General features: G+C 41.9%; 20 protein-coding genes, 3 tRNA genes and 3 rRNA genes. 14 read left to right on the forward strand and 12 right to left on the reverse strand.

Features of this window, described 5'->3' with window-relative positions; genetic code table 11:
• The first annotated feature begins 12 nt into the window (after positions 1 to 12).
• A complete protein-coding gene (emrB, locus tag P3L37_RS14665) occupies positions 13 to 1,551 on the forward strand; it encodes a multidrug efflux MFS transporter permease subunit EmrB (RefSeq protein WP_109913274.1) in 1,539 nt (512 codons plus the stop codon).
• A 151-nt stretch (positions 1,552 to 1,702) separates the two neighbouring features.
• Here emrB and P3L37_RS14670 read toward each other — a convergent pair whose 3' ends face one another.
• Positions 1,703 to 2,797 carry a tRNA/rRNA methyltransferase gene (locus tag P3L37_RS14670; protein WP_110731775.1) on the reverse strand — a complete coding sequence of 365 codons (1,095 nt, stop codon included), beginning with the start codon at positions 2,795 to 2,797 and terminating at the stop codon, positions 1,703 to 1,705.
• A gap of 169 nt (positions 2,798 to 2,966) precedes the next feature.
• Here P3L37_RS14670 and P3L37_RS14675 point away from each other — a divergent pair, with 169 nt between their 5' ends.
• The 7 genes from P3L37_RS14675 (at position 2,967) to P3L37_RS14705 (ending at position 9,990) form a co-directional block, all read left to right on the forward strand.
• A complete protein-coding gene (locus P3L37_RS14675) occupies positions 2,967 to 3,668 on the forward strand; it encodes a tRNA-uridine aminocarboxypropyltransferase (RefSeq protein ID WP_109913272.1) in 702 nt (233 codons plus the stop codon).
• 228 nt (positions 3,669 to 3,896) lie between these two features.
• A complete protein-coding gene (locus P3L37_RS14680; RefSeq protein ID WP_109913271.1) occupies positions 3,897 to 6,542 on the forward strand; it encodes a bifunctional acetate--CoA ligase family protein/GNAT family N-acetyltransferase in 2,646 nt (881 codons plus the stop codon).
• Positions 6,543 to 6,701: 159 nt separating this feature from the next.
• Entirely contained in the window at positions 6,702 to 8,057 is a 1,356-nt protein-coding gene (pssA, locus tag P3L37_RS14685; RefSeq protein WP_109913270.1) for a CDP-diacylglycerol--serine O-phosphatidyltransferase, read from the forward strand.
• A gap of 67 nt (positions 8,058 to 8,124) precedes the next feature.
• Complete coding sequence (locus P3L37_RS14690) at positions 8,125 to 8,457, forward strand: YfiM family lipoprotein (RefSeq protein WP_181937025.1); 333 nt, start codon at positions 8,125 to 8,127, stop codon at positions 8,455 to 8,457.
• A 118-nt stretch (positions 8,458 to 8,575) separates the two neighbouring features.
• Positions 8,576 to 8,899 carry an antibiotic biosynthesis monooxygenase family protein gene (locus tag P3L37_RS14695; RefSeq protein ID WP_109913268.1) on the forward strand — a complete coding sequence of 108 codons (324 nt, stop codon included), beginning with the start codon at positions 8,576 to 8,578 and terminating at the stop codon, positions 8,897 to 8,899.
• Entirely contained in the window at positions 8,892 to 9,299 is a 408-nt protein-coding gene (locus P3L37_RS14700; RefSeq protein WP_109913267.1) for an amino acid-binding protein, read from the forward strand. Before P3L37_RS14695 ends, P3L37_RS14700 begins: the two co-directional genes overlap by 8 nt.
• The gene (locus tag P3L37_RS14705; protein WP_109913266.1) at positions 9,280 to 9,990 is read left to right on the forward strand and encodes an ArsR/SmtB family transcription factor; all 711 of its coding nucleotides are present in this window, start codon (positions 9,280 to 9,282) and stop codon (positions 9,988 to 9,990) included. Before P3L37_RS14700 ends, P3L37_RS14705 begins: the two co-directional genes overlap by 20 nt.
• An 83-nt stretch (positions 9,991 to 10,073) precedes the next feature.
• On the opposite strand, the gene P3L37_RS14710 is transcribed toward P3L37_RS14705, so the two are convergent.
• The 7 genes from P3L37_RS14710 to gmhB form a co-directional block, all read right to left on the reverse strand.
• Positions 10,074 to 10,150: transfer RNA gene (locus tag P3L37_RS14710), tRNA-Asp, on the reverse strand.
• A 59-nt stretch (positions 10,151 to 10,209) separates the two neighbouring features.
• A 5S ribosomal RNA gene (rrf, locus tag P3L37_RS14715) occupies positions 10,210 to 10,325 on the reverse strand.
• Positions 10,326 to 10,468: 143 nt separating this feature from the next.
• A 23S ribosomal RNA gene (locus tag P3L37_RS14720) occupies positions 10,469 to 13,599 on the reverse strand.
• A 315-nt stretch (positions 13,600 to 13,914) separates the two neighbouring features.
• A tRNA-Ala gene (locus P3L37_RS14725) sits at positions 13,915 to 13,990 on the reverse strand.
• Positions 13,991 to 14,122: 132 nt separating this feature from the next.
• Positions 14,123 to 14,199 (reverse strand) — tRNA-Ile (locus P3L37_RS14730).
• Between the two features lie 65 nt (positions 14,200 to 14,264).
• Positions 14,265 to 15,805 (reverse strand): 16S ribosomal RNA (locus P3L37_RS14735).
• Together the 16S, 23S and 5S rRNA genes with 3 tRNA genes alongside form the textbook arrangement of a ribosomal RNA operon.
• Positions 15,806 to 16,237: 432 nt before the next feature.
• A complete protein-coding gene (gmhB, locus tag P3L37_RS14740; protein ID WP_004915273.1) occupies positions 16,238 to 16,804 on the reverse strand; it encodes a D-glycero-beta-D-manno-heptose 1,7-bisphosphate 7-phosphatase in 567 nt (188 codons plus the stop codon).
• Positions 16,805 to 16,972: 168 nt separating this feature from the next.
• Between gmhB and metN the strand changes: the two genes are divergently transcribed.
• The 6 genes from metN to proS all read left to right on the forward strand — a co-directional run bounded on the left by metN (position 16,973) and on the right by proS (position 22,600).
• Entirely contained in the window at positions 16,973 to 18,004 is a 1,032-nt protein-coding gene (gene metN / locus P3L37_RS14745; protein WP_004915275.1) for a methionine ABC transporter ATP-binding protein MetN, read from the forward strand.
• Positions 17,997 to 18,650 (forward strand): methionine ABC transporter permease MetI, encoded by a 654-nt coding sequence (metI, locus tag P3L37_RS14750; protein ID WP_004257375.1) that lies wholly within the window; start codon positions 17,997 to 17,999, stop codon positions 18,648 to 18,650. The genes metN and metI overlap by 8 nt, the downstream gene beginning before the upstream one ends.
• Before the next feature lie 59 nt (positions 18,651 to 18,709).
• On the forward strand, positions 18,710 to 19,531 hold the full coding sequence (locus tag P3L37_RS14755) for a MetQ/NlpA family lipoprotein (protein WP_272667390.1): 822 nt from the start codon (positions 18,710 to 18,712) through the stop codon (positions 19,529 to 19,531).
• A 122-nt stretch (positions 19,532 to 19,653) separates the two neighbouring features.
• Complete coding sequence (gene rcsF, locus P3L37_RS14760) at positions 19,654 to 20,055, forward strand: Rcs stress response system protein RcsF (protein WP_004908829.1); 402 nt, start codon at positions 19,654 to 19,656, stop codon at positions 20,053 to 20,055.
• Between the two features lie 7 nt (positions 20,056 to 20,062).
• Positions 20,063 to 20,782: a tRNA (N6-threonylcarbamoyladenosine(37)-N6)-methyltransferase TrmO gene (gene tsaA, locus P3L37_RS14765; protein WP_109911815.1), complete on the forward strand. Its 720-nt coding sequence runs from the start codon at positions 20,063 to 20,065 to the stop codon at positions 20,780 to 20,782.
• Positions 20,783 to 20,881: 99 nt separating this feature from the next.
• Positions 20,882 to 22,600 carry a proline--tRNA ligase gene (proS, locus tag P3L37_RS14770; RefSeq protein WP_004908825.1) on the forward strand — a complete coding sequence of 573 codons (1,719 nt, stop codon included), beginning with the start codon at positions 20,882 to 20,884 and terminating at the stop codon, positions 22,598 to 22,600.
• Between the two features lie 62 nt (positions 22,601 to 22,662).
• Here proS and chbG read toward each other — a convergent pair whose 3' ends face one another.
• The 4 genes from chbG to chbA form a co-directional block, all read right to left on the reverse strand.
• Positions 22,663 to 23,418, reverse strand: coding sequence for a chitin disaccharide deacetylase (gene chbG, locus P3L37_RS14775; protein ID WP_109911814.1), 756 nt, complete (start codon positions 23,416 to 23,418; stop codon positions 22,663 to 22,665).
• Positions 23,419 to 23,453: 35 nt separating this feature from the next.
• Positions 23,454 to 24,806: a 6-phospho-beta-glucosidase gene (locus P3L37_RS14780; RefSeq protein ID WP_109911821.1), complete on the reverse strand. Its 1,353-nt coding sequence runs from the start codon at positions 24,804 to 24,806 to the stop codon at positions 23,454 to 23,456.
• Between the two features lie 108 nt (positions 24,807 to 24,914).
• The gene (chbR, locus tag P3L37_RS14785; protein WP_109911813.1) at positions 24,915 to 25,781 is read right to left on the reverse strand and encodes a transcriptional regulator ChbR; all 867 of its coding nucleotides are present in this window, start codon (positions 25,779 to 25,781) and stop codon (positions 24,915 to 24,917) included.
• Between the two features lie 10 nt (positions 25,782 to 25,791).
• Complete coding sequence (chbA, locus tag P3L37_RS14790) at positions 25,792 to 26,139, reverse strand: PTS N,N'-diacetylchitobiose transporter subunit IIA (RefSeq protein WP_004908815.1); 348 nt, start codon at positions 26,137 to 26,139, stop codon at positions 25,792 to 25,794.
• Between the last annotated feature and the right edge of the window lie 43 nt (positions 26,140 to 26,182).

Genomic DNA, 26,182 nt, shown 5'->3' on the forward strand with positions numbered 1-26,182 from the left:
GGAGGTGCAATCGTGACGACAGCACCTTTAACGGGATCTAAACTCGCATGGATGACGATTGCCCTTTCATTGGCAACATTTATGCAAGTTCTTGATTCTACAATTGCTAACGTAGCTATTCCGACCATTGCTGGAAATTTAGGGGCTTCCAATTCACAAGGAACATGGGTAATAACCTCTTTCGGTGTTGCTAATGCAATTTCCATCCCTGTTACTGGTTGGTTAGCGCGTAGAATCGGTGAAGTCAGGCTATTTTTATGGTCCACTGGCTTGTTCGCTTTAACTTCATGGCTGTGCGGTATTTCTGGCAGCCTAGAGATGTTGATCTTATTTCGTGTTTTACAAGGTTTAGTCGCAGGGCCTCTCATTCCTTTGTCTCAAAGCCTACTGCTTAATAATTATCCTCCTGCCAAGCGCAACATGGCCCTCGCCCTTTGGTCAATGACTATCGTTATTGCACCTATTTGCGGACCGATTCTTGGTGGTTATATTAGTGATAATTACCATTGGGGCTGGATATTTTTTATCAATGTGCCATTTAGTATTGCAATCATCTTTGCCATCATGCGTACCTTAAAAGGCCGTGAAACTAAAATATCTATTCAGCGTATTGATACTATTGGTTTGGTACTATTGGTTGTCGGTATTGGTGCTTTACAAATCATGCTTGACCAAGGCAAAGAGCTGGATTGGTTTAACTCGACTGAAATTATCGTCCTAACCGTTATTGCCGTTGTCGCTATCGCCTTCTTAATTGTCTGGGAACTCACCGATGACCATCCCGTCATCGACTTATCCCTGTTTAAAGAACGCAATTTTACGATTGGCTGTTTATCCCTAAGTTTGGCTTACATGCTCTATTTCGGGACGATTGTACTACTGCCGCAATTGCTACAAGAGGTTTATGGCTATACTGCGACCTGGGCAGGGCTAGCCTCTGCTCCTGTAGGGTTATTACCGCTACTGATTACGCCAATTATAGGGCGTTTTGGTAACCGAATTGATATGCGTTATTTAGTGACATTCAGCTTTATTATCTATGCAGTTTGTTACTATTGGCGTGCTTATACATTCGAACCTGGAATGAGTTTTGCCGAGGCCGCTTGGCCGCAATTTGTGCAAGGTTTAGCTATCGCTTGTTTCTTTATGCCTTTGACAACCATTACATTATCTGGCCTACCACCAGAAAAAATGGCCTCTGCATCCAGTTTATCTAACTTCACTCGTACCTTAGCTGGAGCCATCGGGACATCAATCACAACGACCATGTGGACCCAAAGAGAGTCAATGCATCATGAAAACCTCACTGAATTTGTTAACCCATACAACCCAAATGCCCAACAGATGTACAGCGAGCTGGCAAAAATTGGTATGAATGAGCAGCAAAGTTCGGCATACCTCGCTAAAACGATCACTGACCAAGGACTGATTATGTCAGCAAATGAGATATTTTGGCTCTCAGCTGGAATTTTCATCCTACTAATGGTCATTGTCTGGTTCGCTAAGCCACCATTTGGGGCAGGTTCGAAAGACGGCGGTGGTGCTCATTAATCAGCCCAACCCCATATAATTTTATGGGAGGCTATTGGCAAAATACTCTTACTGATTCAGTAAGTTGTCTTCATGACAGAAATAAAAAAGCCATACAACTGGGATATGCATCCTTTATGTATGGCTTTATTTTTCTTATAAAACGTAAGGATTATTTAACTTGGTTTTGTTGCCACCACTGGGCCAACATAATTCCCGTTGCAACAGAGACATTCAAGCTTTCCACTTTACCTGTTCCACCGATATACAAACTCATATCGCCTTGATCCCACGTACTATCACTTAAACCATCACTCTCTTGGCCTAAAACTAGTACCATTTTGGCGGGTAACTTCGCTTTTGCGAGATCTTGACTGCCTTTATGGCTGGAAGTCGTCACAATGGTGTAGCCTGCTTTACGGAATTTATCCAAAGTGTCAGTCAGCCCATCAGCATCAATCGCCTTAATATGCTCAGCCCCACCTTCTGCGGTACGAATTGCTGCACCTGACTCCAACATGCCAGCATCTTGTAAAATAACGCCTTTTACGCCAAAGTGGGCACAACTACGCATCATTCCACCTAGATTATGTGGATTCCCCACATCTTCAAGTGCCAATACGCAATCTTTTTCTGCGGCTTGTTGTAAATACGCATCCGCACTCATTCCACCACGTTTTTTGATGATAAAACAGACACCACCATGATGTTCGGTTCCTGATGCTTTCGATAACTCTTCGTCATCTACCACGTGGTAAGCCTTGCGATTTGCCGCCATCCATTTTAACGCGTCTCGAAAACGCGGCGTAACGGATTGTAAGAACCATGCACGAACAATCGCATCAGGGCGGTTTTTAAACATAGCTTGGCAGGCATTCTCACCATAGATACGAGTTTCTTCCTGGCGCTGCTTACGTAGTTGTTCAGGATCTATTTGACTCTTGCCAACAATTCCGCCGTGGTCATTCGCTAATTCTTCGCTATCTGGCTTTGAAACAGTGCGCCATGGCGAACGTTCACGAGATACCTCATTTCGGTTATCGGAGCGACGCCCTTCACGACTTCCTTCAGGGCGATTTGAGCGGCCACCACGATCTTGACGGGCCCCCTCTCGTCTATCGCCACCACGCTTGTCATTACCACGCCTATCGTCACGGCCACCGCCTCGGCGTTTGTCATTACCTTTATTATTGTCCTGCTCTTCACTGCGGACATACATCACTTTTACTTTGCCGTTTTTACCACTAAAATCATTCGAGTCGTTCATCACTATCCCCTACTAAGCTATGGCGCGAAGATTACATGATGTTGCATGGCTACGCTACCGATTCACACTATTATCTCATCTAAAAGTTATTGAATATACTTCTATCGCATAGAAATCGTTTTGCGTACAATATGTGCCTTCATTTTAGACCTAAAAAATATCACTCAACATGACTTCGAATGCCGTTTATCACTTGCGTCAACAGCGCCTCGCATTATCAACTAAACCATTTAAAGCGCGAGGCTGCCGAGTAAAACGTTGCCAATATTGCTTGTTACCTATCCCACAATGCCTGTGCCAAGATACCGTATCGTCACAAGCAAAAAGTCAATTCTGCTTGATTATGTTTGATGGTGAAGTATTTAAGCCAAGTAATACGGGAAAATTGATTGCGGATGTTTTGCCCAACACTTTGGCCTTTCAGTGGTCAAGGACAGAGCCTGATGCGCAGCTACTGGCAGCATTACAAGACACCACAAGGCAACCTTACCTCATTTTCCCAGAAAGCTACGCTCAAAATGAACGCGTCGTAGTCAACGAGCCTACTTTGTCGGATAAACCCGCTTTATTTATTTTACTCGATGGGACCTGGCCAGAAGCACGTAAAATGTTTCGGAAAAGCCCTTATCTTAATGATATTCCAATGCTTTCAATTAATACCAAAGCAAGGAGTGATTACTTACTACGTACACCATCAAGGGAAGAGCAACATTGTACCGCTGAAGTTGCAGCTACCGTTTTAGAATTAGCGGGAGATTTAAACGCTTCACAACAACTCTTTAGCCATTTCAATTTGTTCCGTCAAAAATACCTTGAAGGAAAGCCGCATCACCCTATTGCACAGATGCTACTCACTGAATCTCACCTCTAACTATTTATTGGTACTATTTTTCTCTTTCTTTTCGAGCCTAGTACCATTAAATGATAACTTTTAGATAATCGTGCTGATAAAACGTGAACGTGCTTGTATAAATTAATTAAACTCACCAGATAAACTAGCGCAATCGCAAAGATAAGGCATAGTATTCATAAGTATCACTCAGCCACTTTTTACCTATTGAACGCTTATCTCGTTCAGCAAAGCAAAGGGTTATCAACTATGGGTTTAGTCAGTCAGTTAGAATCTTTATTCAGGCCAAAGTCTATCGTTGTCGTTGGAGCATCTGAAAATCCTGGCCGTGCAGGTTCGGTGATGATGAAAAACCTACTTACCAGCGGCTTTAAAGGCCCTATTTTACCTGTTAACCCAAACCGAAACTCTGTCCTTGGCGTACTTGCTTATCCTTCCATAGATAAATTGCCACTCAAACCCGACCTTGCCGTTATCTGCACGCATTACTCACGTAATATCGCCTGTTTACAGCAATTAGGGGAAGCCGGCTGTAAAGTGGTTATTATTTTATCATCCCCTTCCATTCAGTTTAATGAATTAAAAAAAGTCGCCCAGCAATATCAAATTCGCCTATTAGGCCCGAATAGCCTCGGTTTTCTCGCCCCATGGCAAGGATTGAATGCCAGTTTCTCCCCGATTCCAATCTTAAAAGGGAAACTCGCGTTTATCTCACAATCTGCTGCTGTATCAAATACCGTTCTGGATTGGGCAAGGCACCGAGACATCGGTTTTTCTTATTTTATTGCCCTTGGTGATAGCATCGATATTGATATTGACGATTTACTCGATTATTTAGCCCGTGATAGCAAAACCAGTGCCATTTTGCTGTATCTCGAAAGTATTAGTGATGCGCGACGTTTCTTATCCTCATCTCGCAGTGCTTCACGTAATAAACCTATATTAGTAATAAAAAGCGGTCGAACCCGCAAAGCACAAGAACTTCTAGGCGATAAACCGAGCCTAGATGCCGCTTATGACGCCGCTATCCAACGTGCTGGGCTACTTCGTGTGCAAGATACTCACGAAATGTTTTCTGCGGTTGAAACATTAAGCTATATGACACCATTACGCGGTGAACGCCTCTCTATTATGAGCAACGGTTCTGCACCCGCAGCGATGGCATTAGACGAACTTCTCTTGCGTAGTGGCAAACTTGCAACGTTAAGTGTTGAAACAGAAAATGAATTAAGCTCCCTGTTACCTCTTGATTTATCGACGAAAAACCCAATTGACTTGGGGGATGATTCCACCGTTGAGCGCTACATCAATGTACTGAACAAAATGCTCGACAGCCACGACCATGACGCTTTATTGCTTATCCACACTCCCAGTGCGATAACGGAAAGTAAAGCCATGGCAGAAAAAATTATTAAAACGATTAAGCAGCACCCACGAGGAAAATGGCTAACCATCTTAACCAACTGGTGTGGAGAATATTCATCTCAAGAATCTCGCAGGCTATTTAGTGAAGCAGGGATCCCAACCTACCGTACTCCAGAAGGGGCAATCACAGCATACATGCATATGGTGGAATATCGCCGTAACCAAAAACAACTCAAAGAAACTCCGGCTTTACCTATTGGTATTACAGCGAATACTCAACAAGCTCATGAATATATTCAACAAGCACTGGAAAATAATAAGCTACACTTGGATACACATGAAGTTCAACCTATTTTAAAAGCCTACGGGTTAAATAGCTTACCCACATGGATAGCACACTCTAGTAATGAAGCCATTGAAATTGCAGAAAAAATTGGCTATCCCGTCGCCTTGAAATTACGCTCTCCTGATATTGTTCATAAGTCAGAAGTACAAGGGGTCATGCTCTATTTACGCAATGCTAAAGAGGTAGAAGATGCAGCTAAAGCGATTATGGAACGTGTTTCAACAAATTTCCCTAATGCACGAATTGAAGGCCTGTTGGTACAAAGTATGGCCAATCGAGCTGGCGCTCAAGAACTCAGAATCGCTGTTGAGCTAGACCCTGTTTTTGGCCCTCTCATCATGTTAGGAGAAGGTGGTATTGAGTGGCAACAAGAGAGCCAAGCTGCTGTCGCTCTTCCCCCGCTAAATATGGCTTTAGCTCGCTACCAAGTTATCAATGCCATCAAAAGTTACAAAATCAAATCTCGAAGTGCTTTAGAACCTTTAAATATCATAGGGTTGTCAGCTTTATTAGTGCGCGTTTCAAATTTAATTATTGATTGCCCAAATATTACAAGGTTAGACATTCACCCATTACTTGCCTCAGGGGATGAATTCACTTTACTTGATGTCTCCATGACTCTAAGCCCAACAGATGATGCAACAACATCTAGGCTGGCAATTCGCCCTTACCCTAGTGAACTCGAAGAAACGATTCATTTAAAAGAAGACCTTACCTGTTTACTACGTCCGATCCTCCCTGAAGATGAGCCTTTGCTAAAATCCTTTATAGAACAAGTTACTAAAGAGGATCTTTATTATCGCTACTTTAGCGAAATTAGTGAGTTTACCCATGATGATCTCGCCAATATGACTCAGATTGATTATGATCGGGAAATGGCTTTTGTTGCGGTAAGAAACCCCAATACATCTCCTGAAATTATAGGTGTAACACGGGCTATGGCGGATCCTGATAACCAAGAAGCTGAATTTGCAGTACTGGTTCGTTCCGACATGAAGGGGCAAACGCTCGGTTATCAACTGATGCAAAAGTTACTTAACTATACTCGGAGCCACGGCATTAAAAAACTGACGGCAATAACCATGCCTGAAAACCGTAATATGATTAGCCTAGCGAAAAAACTCGGCTTTGAAATTGACGTTCAGTTTGAAGATGGAGTAGTTAATCTGACACTGCACTTATAGAAATATCCAAGAATACGGCTCAACTTGTATAGTAATTAAACAAGTCGTCAATTTATACTAAATGGTTTGGCTAAATATGCTATCATCTATAGATCATTCGCTTAAAAATGTGCGCAAAGCGAGTTGCTATTAGACTAATAAGAGAAAATTCACACTGTGATGTTGTCAAAATTAAAACAAGCAAAACATCAACAATATTTGGTCAGTTTGCCAAAACTATCTCAAGAAATTGCTGATGTAAAAACGCTATATAAGACAGAAGATTTTCGTGATGAACTGCTTAAACAAATCTCTCAGGCTCAAAATACTATCTACATAACGGCTTTGTATTTAGAGAAAGACGATGCAGGTAAAGACGTACTTCATGCTCTATATGCTGCAAAACAAGCTAATACATCATTGGATATCAAAATTCTCGTAGACTGGCACCGTGCTCAACGAGGCCGGATAGGGGCTGCTGCAAATGCCACAAACGCCGATTGGTATTACGATGTTGCAAAACATTACCCTGAAATTGAAATTCCTATCTACGGTATTCCTGTAAATACACGGGAAGCACTAGGTGTTCTGCACCTAAAAGGCTTTTTATTTGATGATACTCTGCTCTATAGCGGTGCAAGTATTAATGACGTCTATTTACAGCGTCATAATAAATACCGTTATGACCGTTATCACCTTATCAAAAACAGCCAACTTACCGCATCAATGAAAAAATTTATTGATGACGCATTACTACAGTCTGATGCCATTCATCTATTAAATACACCGAATCGGCCAAAAACAGCTGAGTTTAAGCACCTAATTAAGCAATTTCGTTTGGGCTTACGGGGAGCGTCCTATCAATTTTCAGGAAACGCATCAAATGATGAGTTGTCTGTCACTCCCTTTGTTGGCCTCGGCAAGAAAAACGATTTAAACCGTGTTATCACTCATTTAATGGGTGCAACAAATAATAAACTAACAATCTGCACGCCTTATTTTAATTTACCTGCGGTGTTAGTCAGAGTTATTAGTCGGTTACTCCGTGATGGCAAACAAGTAGAAATTATCATTGGCGACAAAACTGCCAATGACTTCTACATCCCACCTGAAGAACCCTTTAAAATAATTGGTGCGTTACCATACCTTTATGAGATCAATCTGCGCCGTTTTGTTAGTCGCTTGCAACGCTTTATTGATAGCCAGCAGTTAACAGTTAGGCTCTGGAAAGACGCAGACAATACCTATCATCTAAAGGGGATGTGGGTTGATAATCACTGGCAATTGATCACGGGTAACAACTTAAACCCACGCGCTTGGGGGTTAGATCTTGAAAACGCAGTATTAATTCACGACCCAAAACAACAGTTGCAAGAGCAACGCAATCACGAGCTAGAGTGTATTCGAACTCATACTAAGGTTGTTAGCCATTTTCGTGAATTAGACAGTATTCAAACCTATCCTGTTAAAGTGAAAAAATTAATCCGACGTCTACGTCGAATACGAGTGGATCGGTTAATTAGTCGGATTTTATAATACATCTCAATTTAGCGTCACTTAAGTGACGCTTTTTACATTCATCATCTGGATAATGATACCTAATATGTTTAAGCCATTAATTTTTAGCTTACTTATATTTTCCATCACAGGATGCAGTGGTTTTCATTGGTCCAATGACAATTGGCAAGGCAAAGATAAAGCACAACATTTTGCATTTTCAGCCGCTATGGCTGCAGCGGGTAACGCTTATGCAGACAAACAAAATATACAACACCGCGATGCTGCCATATTCGGTATTCTATTCTCAGTTTCTCTTGGCGCAGCAAAAGAGCTTTATGACAGCAGGCCTGCTGGTACGGGGTGGAGTTGGCATGATTTTGCCTATGATGTTGCAGGGTCAATAGCGGGTTATAGTTTATATCAGTCCTTAAAGTAACCCTCTCCTTACTTCCCATTCTTTTAAATTCCCCTGCTATTTTCAATATTTCGCTCACCATCGAAGTATCTCTTAATTAACCCTTTATAGTTGAGCTCTCAATATTAAGGAGAGACTCATGATCGCAGTGATTTTCGAAGCCATCCCAGTACCAGAACAAAAAAATCGTTATTTTGAACTAGCCGGTCAACTAAAATCTGAACTTATGCGCATAGAAGGGTTTATTTCGGTTGAACGTTTTCAAAGTATAACCACTGAAGGAAAAATTCTCTCACTTTCGTGGTGGGAAACAGAAGAAGCCGTAAAAAATTGGAAAAAACATTTCATGCATATTGAAGCACAAGTTGAAGGACAACAAACCATTTTTTCTCATTATAGAATTCGAATTGCTAATACCCTAAAGGATTACTCATTCAATAAAGAGGATAATTTTAATGTATGATATTCATGTGATTATTGAAAACCAAGTGGGTGCTTTAGCACTATTGGCGACAACATTAGGGAAACATGGTATTGGCCTTGAAGGTGGTGGTGTTTTTTCTATCGAAGGAAAAAGCCATGCTCACTTTCTCGTCACCCAGCCAGAAAAAGCAAGCAATGCTCTGGCTACAGTAGGGCTGAAGATTGAAAGTATTTCAAAACCTGTGATCCGCAAATTAAAACAAGAACGCCCAGGCGAACTTGGAGAAATTGTTTCTCTGCTTGCACGCCACCAAATTAATATCTTAGTCCAATATAGCGACCATAATAACAGGCTAATATTAATAACAGACAATAATATATTAACTACTGAAGTTACAAAGAAGTGGGAAAACCTACCATATGATACCAAGCAAAAATAGTATTCTCATTGAAGAAAAAGAACCATTAGAGAAATCTATCGCAAAAGTTGCATTTGCGATTGCTGACCCTTCAAGAGTCAGCATTTTGTGTGCATTAATGGATGGTAGGGCATGGACAGCAACAGAATTAAGTGCAGTTGCAGATATAGCACCATCAACAACGAGCGCACACCTCACTAAGCTATTAAATAGCCACTTAATTAGCTGTCTATCTCAAGGAAGGCACCGGTATTACCGACTTGCAGGCTCAGATATTGCCGAATTATTAGAAACATTAATGGGGGTATCCATTAAATTAGAGTATACCCCAACAATAGCAACACCTATTCATCTGCGAAAAGCACGTACTTGCTATGATCACTTAGCAGGGGAAGTTGCTGTTCAGATCTACGAATTTATGGATAAAAATGGTTGGTTTACCGCTAAAGAAAACAAGTTATCAGATATTGGTATGGCGCAATTTAAAAAATTTGGGATAGATATTATTCCTCATACAAAACGAAAAATAGCATGCGCTTGCTTGGATTGGAGTGAAAGGCGTATGCACCTAGGAGGACTTGCAGGAGCCTTGCTACTACAATTCTTTGAAAAAAATAGATGGATAGATAAAGCAAAAGGCTATAGAGAAATTACTTTTACTTCCAATGGTAAAAAAGCTTTAAAACGTATTTTTGATATTAATATCGGTTAACCTAAAATAGGCATTATCGATAAAATTCAGTATGTTATCAATACAAAAAAGCCTCGCGATTTTCATCACGAGGCTTCGATAAGTGGCGGAACGGACGGGACTCGAACCCGCGACCCCCTGCGTGACAGGCAGGTATTCTAACCAACTGAACTACCGCTCCACTTATTCTTTTGCCTTTCGGCTGTTTACCGCTAATTGAGCAATAAACCTTTAATTAATGTCTGGCAGTTCCCTACTCTCACATGGGGAGACCCCACACTACCATCGGCGCTACGGCGTTTCACTGCTGAGTTCGGCATGGGGTCAGGTGGGACCACCGCGCTATTGCCGCCAGACAAATTCTGTGTATTCCCGTTTAATCTCACTTTCGTGCACTAAACCAGAACATTAATCTCGAACAAGCTGCTGTGTCCTTCACCTTTCGGCTTCTCACGCTTATTGAATCAACATAATCTCTCTAAAACACCTTCGGTGTTGTCAGGTTAAGCCTCACGGTTCATTAGTATTGGTTAGCTCAACGTATCGCTACGCTTACACACCCAACCTATCAACGTCTTAGTCTTAAACGTTCCTTTAGGACCCTTAAAGAGTCAGGGAAGACTCATCTCAAGGCAAGTTTCCCGCTTAGATGCTTTCAGCGGTTATCTCTTCCGCACTTAGCTACCGGGCAATGCCATTGGCATGACAACCCGAACACCAGTGGTGCGTCCACTCCGGTCCTCTCGTACTAGGAGCAGCCCCTTTCAATCTTCCAACGCCCACGGCAGATAGGGACCGAACTGTCTCACGACGTTCTAAACCCAGCTCGCGTACCACTTTAAACGGCGAACAGCCGTACCCTTGGGACCTACTTCAGCCCCAGGATGTGATGAGCCGACATCGAGGTGCCAAACACCGCCGTCGATATGAACTCTTGGGCGGTATCAGCCTGTTATCCCCGGAGTACCTTTTATCCGTTGAGCGATGGCCCTTCCATTCAGAACCACCGGATCACTAAGACCTACTTTCGTACCTGCTCGAGCCGTCACTCTCGCAGTCAAGCTGGCTTATGCCTTTGCACTAACCGCATGATGTCCGACCATGCTTAGCCAACCTTCGTGCTCCTCCGTTACTCTTTGGGAGGAGACCGCCCCAGTCAAACTACCCACCAGACACTGTCCGCACCCCGGATAACGGGGCTACGTTAGAACATCAAACATTAAAGGGTGGTATTTCAAGGTTGGCTCCATGCAGACTGGCGTCCACACTTCAAAGCCTCCCACCTATCCTACACATCAAGGCTCAATGTTCAGTGTCAAGCTATAGTAAAGGTTCACGGGGTCTTTCCGTCTTGCCGCGGGTACACTGCATCTTCACAGCGAGTTCAATTTCACTGAGTCTCGGGTGGAGACAGCCTGGCCATCATTACGCCATTCGTGCAGGTCGGAACTTACCCGACAAGGAATTTCGCTACCTTAGGACCGTTATAGTTACGGCCGCCGTTTACTGGGGCTTCGATCAAGAGCTTCTCCTTACGGATAACCCCATCAATTAACCTTCCAGCACCGGGCAGGCGTCACACCGTATACGTCCACTTTCGTGTTTGCACAGTGCTGTGTTTTTAATAAACAGTTGCAGCCAGCTGGTATCTGCGACTGGCTTCAGCTCCATCCGCGAGGGACTTCACCTAATGCCAGCGTGCCTTCTCCCGAAGTTACGGCACCATTTTGCCTAGTTCCTTCACCCGAGTTCTCTCAAGCGCCTGAGTATTCTCTACCTGACCACCTGTGTCGGTTTGGGGTACGATTAATGATAATCTAGAGCTTAGAGGCTTTTCCTGGAAGCGGGGCATGAGCTACTTCATCACCGTAGTGACTCGTCGTCGGACCTCAGCATATAGTGAACCGGATTTGCCTAATTCACCTGCCTACATCCTTAAACCGGGACAACCGTCGCCCGGATAGCCTAGCCTTCTCCGTCCCCCCATCGCAATTATCACCAGTACGGGAATATTAACCCGTTTCCCATCGACTACGCATTTCTGCCTCGCCTTAGGGGTCGACTCACCCTGCCCCGATTAACGTTGGACAGGAACCCTTGGTCTTCCGGCGTGCGGGTTTTTCACCCGCATTATCGTTACTTATGTCAGCATTCGCACTTCTGATACCTCCAGCATACCTCGCAGTACACCTTCACAGGCTTACAGAACGCTCCCCTACCCAACGAACGTATCCTTAAACTGACTGTCTGACGTTTCCGCCTCGACTTTGTTGGACGCATTGACGTCGCGTTGCTCCGTCAATCGTTCTGATACTATTGAATATCACTTAATCAGTTTAAGTGATACGTTCGCTGCCGCAGCTTCGGTGCATAGTTTAGCCCCGTTACATCTTCCGCGCAGGCCGACTCGACCAGTGAGCTATTACGCTTTCTTTAAATGATGGCTGCTTCTAAGCCAACATCCTGGCTGTCTGAGCCTTCCCACTTCGTTTCCCACTTAACTATGACTTTGGGACCTTAGCTGGCGGTCTGGGTTGTTTCCCTCTTCACGACGAACGTTAGCACCCGCCGTGTGTCTCCCGTGATAACATTCTTCGGTATTCGTAGTTTGCATCGAGTTGGTAAGTCGGGATGACCCCCTAGTCGAAACAGTGCTCTACCCCCGAAGATGAGTTCACGAGGCGCTACCTAAATAGCTTTCGGGGAGAACCAGCTATCTCCCGGTTTGATTGGCCTTTCACCCCCAGCCACAAGTCATCCGCTAATTTTTCAACATTAGTCGGTTCGGTCCTCCAGTTAGTGTTACCCAACCTTCAACCTGCCCATGGCTAGATCACCGGGTTTCGGGTCTATACCCTGCAACTCATTCGCCCAGTTAAGACTCGGTTTCCCTACGGCTCCCCTATACGGTTAACCTTGCTACAGAATATAAGTCGCTGACCCATTATACAAAAGGTACGCAGTCACCCCACCCCAAAGCACATTCACTGCTTGTTTTGTGTGTTGGGCGTCGCAAAAAACGCTCCGCCAACGCGTGTTGAATGTCACTTCAAAGTTGTCCTCAACACCAGAAAATGCTTTGGTGGTGGGGCTCCCACTGCTTGTACGTACACGGTTTCAGGTTCTATTTCACTCCCCTCGCCGGGGTTCTTTTCGCCTTTCCCTCACGGTACTGGTTCACTATCGGTCAATCAGGAGTATTTAGCCTTGGAGGATGGTCCCCCCATATTCAGACAGGATAACACGTGTCCCGCCCTACTCGTCGAGTTCACAACACTAACACCTTCGGATACGGGGCTATCACCCTTTACTGCCGGCCTTTCCAGACCGTTCTCCTGATGCTAATGCTGATTAAGACTCTGGGCTGCTCCCCGTTCGCTCGCCGCTACTAGGGGAATCTCGGTTGATTTCTTTTCCTCGGGGTACTGAGATGTTTCAGTTCCCCCGGTTCGCTTCGTTTGACTATGTATTCATCAAACGATAGTGCAACGAATTGCACTGGGTTTCCCCATTCGGAAATCGTCGGTTATCACGGTTCATATCACCTTACCGACGCTTATCGCAGATTAGCACGTCCTTCATCGCCTCTGATTGCCTAGGCATCCACCGTGTACGCTTAGTCGCTTAACCTCACAACCCGAAGGTGTCTTCTTACAACGAGTGACTGTGCTTCATGATTTCGGCGTTAGTCCGTGCGCGCAATGCTCACGTACGTTAAGTACGCTGCGCTTGCTGTGCGCGGGCTGCCTTGAACTCATGTCGCTCGTCGACTCGATAGTTTAAAGTACACTATTCAAGTTGAGATTTTTGAGAGACTCTCACATTGTTTAAGCGATAAACAATGTGCGTTGTTTTCAATTTTCAGCTTGTTCCAGATTGTTAAAGAGCATAATTATTCGCAATAGACTATTTCACTAATCTATTCTGAATAATCAGAAAAATTTATGGTGGAGCTAAGCGGGATCGAACCGCTGACCTCCTGCGTGCAAGGCAGGCGCTCTCCCAGCTGAGCTATAGCCCCATAAAGGTATTTTTCGGTATCGTTTCTTTTTATGAAAGAAATTAGTTATAAATCGAATTTAGGCAAGGCATAACATGGCGACGTTTACGCTAGGTAAACGAGCTAGGTTATAACGAAGCATCAATTCGATTTTGGTAGGCCTGAGTGGACTTGAACCACCGACCTCACCCTTATCAGGGGTGCGCTCTAACCACCTGAGCTACAAGCCTATCGATACCGCTACTCTATTTCATCAGACAATCTGTGTGAGCACTTCACAAAAACACTTCAATGGTAAGGAGGTGATCCAACCGCAGGTTCCCCTACGGTTACCTTGTTACGACTTCACCCCAGTCATGAATCACAAAGTGGTAAGCGCCCTCCCGAAGGTTAAGCTACCTACTTCTTTTGCAACCCACTCCCATGGTGTGACGGGCGGTGTGTACAAGGCCCGGGAACGTATTCACCGTAGCATTCTGATCTACGATTACTAGCGATTCCGACTTCATGGAGTCGAGTTGCAGACTCCAATCCGGACTACGACGTACTTTATGAGTTCCGCTTGCTCTCGCGAGGTCGCTTCTCTTTGTATACGCCATTGTAGCACGTGTGTAGCCCTACTCGTAAGGGCCATGATGACTTGACGTCATCCCCACCTTCCTCCGGTTTATCACCGGCAGTCTCCTTTGAGTTCCCGACCGAATCGCTGGCAACAAAGGATAAGGGTTGCGCTCGTTGCGGGACTTAACCCAACATTTCACAACACGAGCTGACGACAGCCATGCAGCACCTGTCTCAGAGTTCCCGAAGGCACCAAAGCATCTCTGCTAAGTTCTCTGGATGTCAAGAGTAGGTAAGGTTCTTCGCGTTGCATCGAATTAAACCACATGCTCCACCGCTTGTGCGGGCCCCCCGTCAATTCATTTGAGTTTTAACCTTGCGGCCGTACTCCCCAGGCGGTCGATTTAACGCGTTAGCTCCGAAAGCCACTCCTCTAGGGAACAACCTTCAAATCGACATCGTTTACAGCGTGGACTACCAGGGTATCTAATCCTGTTTGCTCCCCACGCTTTCGCACCTGAGCGTCAGTCTTTGTCCAGGGGGCCGCCTTCGCCACCGGTATTCCTCCACATCTCTACGCATTTCACCGCTACACATGGAATTCTACCCCCCTCTACAAGACTCTAGCTGACCAGTCTTAGATGCCATTCCCAGGTTAAGCCCGGGGATTTCACATCTAACTTAATCAACCGCCTGCGTGCGCTTTACGCCCAGTAATTCCGATTAACGCTTGCACCCTCCGTATTACCGCGGCTGCTGGCACGGAGTTAGCCGGTGCTTCTTCTGTCGGTAACGTCAATCGCTGATGATATTAGCATCAACGCCTTCCTCCCGACTGAAAGTACTTTACAACCCTAGGGCCTTCTTCATACACGCGGCATGGCTGCATCAGGCTTGCGCCCATTGTGCAATATTCCCCACTGCTGCCTCCCGTAGGAGTCTGGGCCGTGTCTCAGTCCCAGTGTGGCTGATCATCCTCTCAGACCAGCTAGGGATCGTCGCCTAGGTGAGCCATTACCCCACCTACTAGCTAATCCCATATGGGTTCATCCGATAGCGCAAGGACCGAAGTTCCCCTGCTTTGCTCCTAAGAGATTATGCGGTATTAGCTACCGTTTCCAGTAGTTATCCCCCTCTATCGGGCAGATCCCCATACATTACTCACCCGTCCGCCGCTCGTCAGCGAGAAGCAAGCTTCCCCTGTTACCGCTCGACTTGCATGTGTTAGGCCTGCCGCCAGCGTTCAATCTGAGCCATGATCAAACTCTTCAATTAAAAAGCTTGATGCTCAAAGAATGTTTACTGTCGTTTGATTTCCGAAGAAACCAAATTACCTATTAGTTCATATATATATGAATTAACGTGTTAGTCACTCTTCAAGACTTAAAATCAAATATTTTTTTGATAGTGTCCTGTGAGTGCCCACACAGATTGTCTGATAAATTGTTAAAGAGCGTTGCGACTAAATCTTTTGATTTTCGACTTCGAGGTCGTTGTCGCGAGGAGGCGTATAATACGTTTTCCTCTGTGAGAGTCAAGCAATTTTTTGCTTTTTCTTTTCAGAATCTCTCGCTGCCGTTTCAGTGTTCATCGCGCTTTGCGTTGTCTTGTTCCCGGTCAGTGGTGGCGCATTATAGGGAGTCAGAAAAATCTGGCAAGTGTTTTTTTACATTTTTTTTCTAACTGCCTATTTACCACACAAAACGACTACTTTTTGATTCTTTTTAGTGCTTCTGGCAGTTCGGCAATACTATTAATAACAAGATCTGCATTATTAATTGCCTCATCTGTGACTGGCTCGCCACTTTTTACTAATACGGTCGTACCGACGTTAGCACCTTTACCTGCTAACATATCAGCCAGTTTGTCACCGACCATAATGGATGAAGCCATATCTATCTTTAAAAAGTCTTGTGCATCTAATAGCATTCCAGGTTTTGGTTTACGACAATTACAGTCTTGGCGATATTCTTCTACTGTAGCTTCAGTATGATGGGGGCAAAAATAAATACCGTCTAAGTCAATACCGCGATCTGCTAATGACCAATCCATCCATTCTGTTAGTTGCATAAACTGGTCTTCTGTATAAATTCCCCGACCAATACCTGACTGGTTGGTTACGATAACTAATGCATAGCCCATCTTTTTTAATTCAAGCATTGCTTCAATTGACCCTTCGATAAATTCGAAGTCATCAATTTTATGCACATAGCCATGATCGATATTAATTGTTCCATCTCTATCTAAAAAGACTGCTGGGATCCCGTTACTCACCTGTTTGCTCCTAAAATTTAGTATTTTTTTAGTATCTCATGAAAAGAAATAAAAGGAGAATAGAATAAATAGAACAATCTTTATTGACTTAGACGTCTAGACGCCTTAACATCCAACCTTATTAGATACACTATCTAAAAACAATTCAGATAAAGTTAGAAACTATAAATGATAAAGCTCTCAAATATTAATAAAGTTTTCCAGCAAGGAAGCCGTAACATTCAAGCACTTACTGATATTAGCTTGCATGTGCCTGCTGGTCAGATCTATGGCGTTATTGGTGCTTCAGGTGCAGGTAAAAGTACGCTTATTCGTTGCGTAAATATGCTTGAGCGCCCAACTTCAGGCCAAGTTATTGTTGATGGGCAAGATTTAACGTCGATGACTGAAAAAACCTTGACGAGAGCACGTCGCGGCATTGGCATGATTTTTCAACATTTTAACTTGTTATCTTCACGCACTGTTTTTGATAACGTTGCTCTACCTTTAGAGCTTGATAATACGCCTAAAGAAAAAATTAAAGAGCGTGTGAATGAATTACTAGATTTAGTTGGTTTAAGTGAAAAGAAAGATGCTTATCCTGCGAATTTATCCGGCGGACAAAAACAACGTGTAGCTATAGCTCGCGCATTAGCTAATTCCCCTAAAGTATTGCTATGTGACGAAGCTACAAGTGCATTAGACCCGGCGACAACTCGTTCAATTTTAGAATTGTTGAAAGATATTAACCGCCGATTAGGACTAACTATCTTATTAATTACTCACGAAATGGATGTTGTAAAACGTATTTGTGATCAAGTTGCTGTAATAAGTGGAGGTCAATTAATCGAGCAAGATAAAGTGAGCGAAGTATTCTCTCACCCAAAAACACCTGTCGCTCAAGCATTTATACAGTCAACATTAGTCATTGATATTCCAGATGATTATAAAGAACGATTGAAAACAGAACCAGGTCAAGACCTATCTCCATTACTTAAGCTCGAATTTACAGGGCAGTCTGTTGATGCACCTTTAATTTCAATGGCAGTACGTAAGTTTGATATTGATATTAATATTTTAAGTTCACAAATTGACTACGCTGGCGGCGTGAAATTTGGTGTGATGCTAGCAGAGCTACATGGCATCAATGGTGGCGTTGAGTCCACAATTGCATTTTTGAAAGAGCACCACGTGAAAGTAGAGGTTTTGGGTTATGTCTGAGAGAATGATTTATCTGCTGATTAACGGCACAATTGACACTATCACAATGACCTTTGTTTCCGGCTTTTTAGGTTTTGTTTTAGGTTTACCTTTAGGCGTGTTGCTCTATATTACGCGCAAAGATCAAGTTATGGAAAATGTTGGCTTATATCGTGCTCTTGCGGTTGTTGTTAATATTTTCCGTTCAGTACCGTTTATTATTTTGCTAGTTTGGATTATTCCATTAACGTCGTTTCTTGTTGGTACCACCATTGGTTTAAAAGCAGCTATCGTGCCTTTAACTATTGGGGCCGCACCATTTATTGCTCGTATGGTTGAAAATGCGTTATTAGAAATTCCAAGTGGTTTAATTGAATCAGCTCGTGCAATGGGGGCAACTCCACTTCAGATTATTCGTAAGATTTTAATCCCTGAAGCATTGCCAAGTTTAATTAATGCAGCCACTATCACGTTAATTATGTTAGTCGGATATTCTGCAATGGGTGGTGCAGTTGGTGCCGGTGGTTTAGGCCAAATCGCACTACAATATGGTTATCAAACCTATAACCCTGTTGTGATGAATACCGTTATTGTTCTACTTGTCATTTTAGTAAATCTAATTCAGTTTGGTGGCGAGTATTTAATGAAAAAAGTTTCACATCGATAGTTAGTAAAATAGCGGCGCCGTTGAGGTGCTTATAAAGTCCGTTTTAAAGGGGTAAACCAATGTCTATTAAATTAAAATCTATCGCAGTTGTCGGCGCGCTATTAGGCACACTCGTTCTCACTGGTTGTGGTGAAAAAGAGAAAGATGCTAACAGCATTAAAGTTGGTGTGATCATGGGCAAAGAATTAGAAGTTGCTGAAGTCGCGCAAAAAGTAGCTAAAGAAAAATACGGTTTAAATGTTGAGCTTGTTTCATTTAATGACTTCGTCTTACCAAACGAAGCATTAAGTAAAGGCGATATCGATGCGAACGCATTCCAGCACAAGCCTTATCTTGATCAGCAAATTAAAGACCGTAACTATAAATTAGTCCCTGTTGGAAATACTTTTATTTATCCAATTGCGGCTTACTCTAAAAAGATTAAGTCAGTTGATGAACTTGCAGATGGTTCACAAATTGCGTTACCAAATGACCCAACTAACTTAGGCCGTTCATTACTGTTATTACAACAACAAGGTTTAATTAAATTAAAAGATGGTACAGGTTTAATGCCAACGGTTTTAGATGTGGTTGAAAACCCGAAAGACCTGAAATTTGTTGAGTTAGAAGCACCTCAATTACCTCGTGCTTTAGATGACCAAAAAATTGCCTTAGCGATCATCAATACTACTTGGGCGAGTAGTGCTACACCTAAATTAACCCCAGCAAAAGATGGTTTATTTGTTGAAGATAAAGATTCTCCTTACGTAAATATTATTGTTGCTCGTGAAGATAATAAAGATAGCAAAAATGTGAAGAAATTTATTCAAGCATATCAATCAGATGAAGTGGCAAATAAAGCTAACGAAGTCTTCGATGGTGGTGCAGTTAAAGGCTGGTAATCTTTTTTATTATTTAAAAAACGATTAAAATACTAGACGGCTTAACGCCGTCTAGTATTTTTTGTAATTTATAGACTATAAAACAACGGCATTATTTTGAATAATATAAGAAAGGTATAATTATGAGACTGTTATTGCTCACTTTGGTGACATTTTTGTTAGCCGGGTGTGGAATTAACCAATACACGAGTCCAGGGCAAAATAAAGGTTTCACTAGTATGAAATTGTCTAAACCTGTACCGAGTGAGACAAAACCAAACACTGCAAACGTTAAATTAATGAATAGTCCAGAAGAATTATTAGGGATGCCTTTCAAAGATTTAGGTGTTGTTTCTGGGGAATCTTGTCGAGAAAGTGTTCAAAGCCCTCCGGCAAATTTGAATACCGCAAAAAACAGTATGTTATCACAGGCTGCCTATATTGCGGCTGATGCAGTACTTTTACACCAGTGCCAAACTATGACCTCCCCAGGTTGTTACCAGGCAACTATTTGCGAAGGCAGTGCATTAAAAATTGTTGAATAAGTATCTTATGCAATCTTTTCAGTTTAATGTTATTGGGCACATTGAATCACCTTATAAAGAAAAGTTTGCGATCCCTCGCCAACCTGGACTTGTTCAGGGAGGTGCGGGACGCTTACATCTAAATTCTCCATTTAACCAGCCAAATGCAGTCCGAGGTCTCAATCAATTTAGCCACGTTTGGGTTTTATTCATTTTTCATCAAACGATGAAAAATGGCTGGAAGCCACTAGTGCGTCCTCCAAGACTAGGAGGCAATGATAAAATGGGTGTTTTCGCAACCCGTTCAACATTTAGACCAAACCCAATAGGTATGTCACTTGTTGAATTACATGGAATAACAATAAAAAATAACCAAGTGATCCTTGAGCTTGGTAGTCTTGATTTGGTTGATGGCACCCCAGTTATCGATATAAAACCTTATTTACCTTTCGCTGAGGCAATACCTACTGCAACTGCAGGGTATGCGCAAGAAACACCTTCAGATAATATGCCGGTTATATTTACCCCACATACAGAAACTGTATTAAATACTTATCAAAGTCAGTACCCGGGTATTAAACAATTTATTTCACAAGTTTTAATGCAAGACCCTCGCCCTGCATATAAAAAACAATCTACTGAAATACGTGACTATGCAGTCCATTTATTAGATTTTAATATTCGTTGGCGAGTAATTGATGGTGTGACTGAAGTATTCGCTATTGAACCATACGAAAAATCACCTTAACCCCTTTTGACAAGTCTTCGTCACTGGTAGACTAGCTCACTATATACCTTGGCAAATAAGTCGTTTGCCATAACTTGTTGTTCTAATGGAACCTATACAATGCGTACTAGCAAATATCTGCTCTCAACTCTAAAAGAGACCCCTGCGGATGCAGAAGTTATCAGCCATCAGCTGATGCTGCGTGCAGGAATGATCCGTAAACTTGCCTCTGGTCTGTATGACTGGTTACCCACTGGTGTGCGTGTTCTGCGAAAAGTAGAAACCATCGTTCGTGAAGAAATGGAAAATGCAGGCGCTATAGAGGTATCTTTACCCGTCGTCCAACCTGCAGATTTATGGCAAGAAAGTGGACGTTGGGAACAGTATGGCCCTGAATTGCTGCGTTTTGTTGACCGTGGTGAGCGCCCGTTTGTTCTCGGCCCAACCCATGAAGAAGTGATCACCGATTTAGTGCGTAACGAAATTACGTCTTACAAACAACTACCATTGAATTTATTCCAAATTCAAACCAAATTCCGTGATGAAGTTCGCCCACGTTTTGGTGTGATGCGTTCACGTGAATTTATCATGAAAGATGCATACTCTTTCCACACTAGCCAAGAATCATTGCAAGAAACCTACGATACAATGTACGAAGCCTACAGCAAAATTTTCACGCGGATTGGTTTTGATTTTCGTGCTGTTCAAGCTGATACAGGCTCTATCGGTGGTAGCGCATCCCACGAATTCCAAGTATTAGCAAAAAATGGTGAAGATGACGTTATTTTCTCTACCGAATCTGATTATGCTGCTAACATTGAATTCGCAGAAGCATTAGCACCAACAACACCTCGTGGCGCTCCAACAGAAGAAATGCGGCTTGTTGATACGCCAAATGCAAAAACAATTGCAGAGCTTGTCGAACAATTCAATTTACCTGTTGAGAAAACTGTTAAGACATTGATTGTCCACGCGAAAAAAGATTCAGGGCACACTTTAGTCGCTTTATTAATTCGTGGCGACCATGAATTAAATGAAATCAAAGCAGAAAAACACCCTTTAGTGGCTAGCCCATTAGAATTTGCCACTGAAGCTGAAATCAGAAATGCGGTGAATGCAGGCCCAGGTTCTTTAGGCCCTGTCAATATGCCTCTACCGATTGTTATCGACCGTAGCGTTGCAGTAATGAGCGACTTTGGTGCTGGCGCAAATATTGATGGCAAACACTATTTTGGCATCAACTGGGAACGTGATTTAGCGTTACCAGAAGCTTTTGATTTACGTAACGTTGTTGAAGGCGACCCAAGCCCTGATGGTAAAGGCGTACTACAAATTAAACGCGGTATCGAAGTTGGCCACATTTTCCAATTAGGCACTAAATACTCAGAAGCAATGAAAGCATCAGTCCAAAATGAAGATGGCCATAACCAAATCGTCACCATGGGTTGTTATGGTATTGGTGTAACGCGTATTGTTGCCGCTGCCATTGAACAAAGCCATGATGACCGAGGAATTATTTGGCCGGATGCAATTGCTCCGTTCCAAGTGGCTATTTTACCAATGAATATGCACAAATCTTATCGTGTTAAAGAGGTTGCAGAAAAACTTTACACTGACTTAAAAGCAAACGGTATTGATGTGATTTTCGATGACCGTAAAGAGCGCCCTGGTGTGATGTTTGCCGATATGGAGCTGATTGGTGTTCCATATACTATCGTTATTGGTGACCGTAACTTAGACAACAACCAAATTGAATATAAATCACGCCGAAGTGATGATAAAGAACTTGTTGGTTTAGAAAATATTGTTAGCTTCCTAAAAGGTAAGCTCGGTAAATAAAACAGGTTAAAAGCTAGAAAATAAAGCCCAAATTTAGGTTACTTTGAATTTGGGCTTTTTCTTTAGATGTCTCGGTACGAACCAATCTTAAAGCCATGTGCCAAAATTTGTGATTTTAAGTTTTCAGATGTTAAAACTTCCAATTCATTTAAACGTGGATATGCATAGTTACTTTTTAATAGTGCATTATCAATAAAAGCAGGATGGCTCATAACTTCAATAGATCTATTACCTTGTACCTTAGCTTCATTAATAATCTTCAAAAACAGTGTTTCTGAAATTTCATCACCATAGAATTCGCTACTAAAACAGTCCGTACTCACCACTTGATATGATAATGGTGGCCAATTCTTCTCTAATTGACGATCAACGCGTAATGCAACTCCCTTCTCTTGGGCGAAAGCAACTACAATTGGAAAAATACCTTCAATCATATGGACATGATGATGGCTATCAATATGGCTAGGTTTTTGACCAAAAATTTCGATAAACTTTTGATATTGCAAGTTTAGCTCTTGTTCAATCTCAATCAATGGTAAATCATTAATATCAATATCCCAAAGCCATTTCCCCAACATTCCATCACGGCTGAGTGTAGGCATTGATGAGAAGGGCTTTCCTGCAGTTAAAACAAAATGCATGCCCACCGCTAAGTTCGGATTTTCTTGGCTTAATTTAGCTGCATGGGATATTGCTGGCATATTCATCATCGCACTAGTTGAATGAACTATCCCATTACGATGAGATTCAATAATACCATAATTGACAGCTTCACAGAGCCCAAAATCATCAGCATTTACAATAAGTAGTACAGCCATATGCTCTCCCTTAATTCTATAAGCTATCTGGCTAATTAACCTTCTTGCTCAAGCTGTTGTATTGCTTTAGCAAAGTTGGGTAGATATTTTTTATGGGCGATAAGTAATTCCTTAGAAATTAAACGCGCATCGTTATCAGAATGAATTAATGGGTTTAAATTCATCGCCAATAAAACATCATTAAACTGACCATTTACTGCAGCTTGGCTAGTCGCAATCTCAAAGTTTTTTAAGGTATAAATTAAACCAAGTACTTTATCATCAAAATGTTTTACCCGTGGGTGCGGTTTCGCACCATCACGACCTAATATACATGTCATTTCGACAGTCCAGTCTTCAGGAATATTATCGATATGTCCATGATGTGGAATATTAACATAGTGCTCCGTTTGCTTATCATTGTATATCGCATTGATGACTTCACAAGCTGCATCTGAATAATAAGCCCCACCTCTTAATTCAAGCTCTTTAGGCTTTACATCTAATGTCGGGTTTTTATATAGTTCAAATAGTTGATGTTCAACTTTTTGCACGACTTGTGCCCTAGCACCGCCTTTATAATACTCACCCAGCTCAATCGCTAGCATTTCCTTAGGTTTAAAATAGTACAATAAATAGGAACATGGGATCAGATTTAACCCGCGAATTAGACCTTCGTCAAAAGCAAGGTCAGTAATGTTTTTAACTGAATTGGCACTTAACGTTCCAGAGGCAATACCCTCTAATAATTCATTAAACCTCGATGAGCCATTTACAATAACATCTTTGATAAAAACCATATGGTTTAAACCAAATAAATCGATAGATAATTCATCACTATCAGATAGTTTTAAAACGTCGGTAATAAACATTTTCATACCGATAGGGATATTACAAACACCAATAAAGCGTGTGAAATTAGTATGCCGATAAACAGCCTCAGTCACCATACCAGCAGGGTTAGTAAAATTAATTATCCAAGCATTCGGGCAAATTTCTTCAACATCTTTGATAATGTCAAAAATCACAGGTATTGTTCGTAACCCTTTGAATAAACCACCAGCACCATTAGTTTCTTGTCCCAAATAACCATGTTTTAAAGGGATCGATTCATCTAATTCACGCGCTTTTAATTGCCCAACTCTTAATTGAGTCGTGACGAAATCAGCATCTTTTAATGCTTCTCGCCTATCCAGTGTTTTAAATATCTTTAGAGGTATATTGGCATGCTTAACCATGCGTTCGCATAAATTATAGATAATATCTAATTTTTCTTTACCTTCTTCGACATCCACTAACCATAATTCAGTAATAGGTAATTCATGATAACGTTTAATAAAACCTTCCAGTAATTCAGGAGTGTAGCTACTCCCCCCTCCAATAGTAACAACTTTTAATTTCCGAGTCATATTAACCTCATGGACCTTTATAATAGACATAGAAAAGCACACCATCCTTATATATAAAGATGGGTATGCTAGAGATTTTAGTAATGGAAAGCTTATTTAGATAATAATTTAACCTACCATTTTTTGTTCAACGCTAAATAGATTTTTTCTGTAATCACTCGGTGTTAATGAAGTTAGCTCTTTAAATTTTTTTACAAATAAACTTGGGCTGCTATAACCTGATTCAAAAGCAATATCTGTAATTGAATAATTAGTTATTTCAAGTTGCTTTTTAGCAAAGTTAATTCTGATATCATTAATAATCTGCATTGGCGTTTTGCCATAATATCTTTTTGTTGCCCGGGTTAAGTATTCTTGTGATTTTCCCGTTATAGAAATCATATTTTGTAGAGCTCTCTCACTAAACATAGCGATATCATGCATTTCTTCCAATGTGCTTTTTAACCACTGCGGTGCATCATCTCGCATACTTTTTTCACGATAATGGCGTAATCGATTTACTACATTAAATGTAACTAACTCAATAAATTCATTAAATTCGCTATCACGAAAATTTAATGATGCGATTACGGATTCTATATAAGCCATAAACTCATTTTTCAATTGATAACCCTGTGATGCAACAAAACAACTTGGTAATAGTGGTAAGTAATGTTTATCAAAAAATGATTTACTGATACCCACATTCAATATTCGTGTTGGCCCAAAATCATAAGCACTTTCGTGATAAGACCCTATTGGAAGAAAAATGAAATCTCCTCGTTCTAATAAAACTTTTTTTCCATTAATTATTTGATAACAACGCCCCGTTAAAACGATCATATATTCATAATAATCATGTTGATGCAGTCCACTTGCACTCTCAACTTTATTATAAATAAAGACATGAAAGGTTTTATTATTAAAAAGTTCACTTTCTTGAACTAGTTTAATTTCAGCATTAGTGTCGGTTCTATTCATCAGTGTCTGCATCATGACCCTCTCTCTAATGGTTTAGTTTTTCATGTAATTCAATTAACTCTGTAATTAATTCACGGGCTAACATTGCGTTCATTAAATGATCCTGCGCATGAACTAGGACTAGGCTTACTTTGATTCGCCCTTCCCCCATATCACTTTCAATTAACTGAGTTTGCACTTTATGAGCTTCATTCAACGAGGAATGAGATTGCGCCATTAAACTTTTTGCGGTCACAAAATCACCTTCTTTCGCTTTTTTTAATGCGGTGTAAGCTAAGCTTCTTGCTTGCCCTGCATTAATAATCAGTCCCATGACAACTTCTTCAAGTTCATCCGTAGTGGCATTTTCTTGGATATCATTAAGCTCAAACATATTTTTATCTCTATTTTAATGAGAGGAGCAAGCTCCTCCCTAT

The organism is Providencia sp. PROV114 (genome assembly GCF_032704305.1).
GTDB classification, from domain to species: Bacteria; Pseudomonadota; Gammaproteobacteria; order Enterobacterales; family Enterobacteriaceae; genus Providencia; species Providencia rettgeri.

What these genes read in the sequence shown, in the direction of transcription:
- P3L37_RS14670 (WP_110731775.1), bottom strand. Translation starts at nt 2,797, where the DNA reads ATGAACGACTCGAATGATTTTAGTGGTAAAAACGGCAAAGTAAAAGTG.
- P3L37_RS14675 (WP_109913272.1), top strand. Translation starts at nt 2,967, where the DNA reads ATGACTTCGAATGCCGTTTATCACTTGCGTCAACAGCGCCTCGCATTA.
- P3L37_RS14680 (WP_109913271.1), top strand. Translation starts at nt 3,897, where the DNA reads ATGGGTTTAGTCAGTCAGTTAGAATCTTTATTCAGGCCAAAGTCTATC.
- pssA (WP_109913270.1), top strand. Translation starts at nt 6,702, where the DNA reads ATGTTGTCAAAATTAAAACAAGCAAAACATCAACAATATTTGGTCAGT.
- P3L37_RS14690 (WP_181937025.1), top strand. Translation starts at nt 8,125, where the DNA reads ATGTTTAAGCCATTAATTTTTAGCTTACTTATATTTTCCATCACAGGA.
- P3L37_RS14695 (WP_109913268.1), top strand. Translation starts at nt 8,576, where the DNA reads ATGATCGCAGTGATTTTCGAAGCCATCCCAGTACCAGAACAAAAAAAT.
- P3L37_RS14700 (WP_109913267.1), top strand. Translation starts at nt 8,892, where the DNA reads ATGTATGATATTCATGTGATTATTGAAAACCAAGTGGGTGCTTTAGCA.
- P3L37_RS14705 (WP_109913266.1), top strand. Translation starts at nt 9,280, where the DNA reads ATGATACCAAGCAAAAATAGTATTCTCATTGAAGAAAAAGAACCATTA.
- metN (WP_004915275.1), top strand. Translation starts at nt 16,973, where the DNA reads ATGATAAAGCTCTCAAATATTAATAAAGTTTTCCAGCAAGGAAGCCGT.
- metI (WP_004257375.1), top strand. Translation starts at nt 17,997, where the DNA reads ATGTCTGAGAGAATGATTTATCTGCTGATTAACGGCACAATTGACACT.
- P3L37_RS14755 (WP_272667390.1), top strand. Translation starts at nt 18,710, where the DNA reads ATGTCTATTAAATTAAAATCTATCGCAGTTGTCGGCGCGCTATTAGGC.
- rcsF (WP_004908829.1), top strand. Translation starts at nt 19,654, where the DNA reads ATGAGACTGTTATTGCTCACTTTGGTGACATTTTTGTTAGCCGGGTGT.
- tsaA (WP_109911815.1), top strand. Translation starts at nt 20,063, where the DNA reads ATGCAATCTTTTCAGTTTAATGTTATTGGGCACATTGAATCACCTTAT.
- proS (WP_004908825.1), top strand. Translation starts at nt 20,882, where the DNA reads ATGCGTACTAGCAAATATCTGCTCTCAACTCTAAAAGAGACCCCTGCG.
- chbG (WP_109911814.1), bottom strand. Translation starts at nt 23,418, where the DNA reads ATGGCTGTACTACTTATTGTAAATGCTGATGATTTTGGGCTCTGTGAA.
- P3L37_RS14780 (WP_109911821.1), bottom strand. Translation starts at nt 24,806, where the DNA reads ATGACTCGGAAATTAAAAGTTGTTACTATTGGAGGGGGGAGTAGCTAC.
- chbR (WP_109911813.1), bottom strand. Translation starts at nt 25,781, where the DNA reads ATGATGCAGACACTGATGAATAGAACCGACACTAATGCTGAAATTAAA.
- chbA (WP_004908815.1), bottom strand. Translation starts at nt 26,139, where the DNA reads ATGTTTGAGCTTAATGATATCCAAGAAAATGCCACTACGGATGAACTT.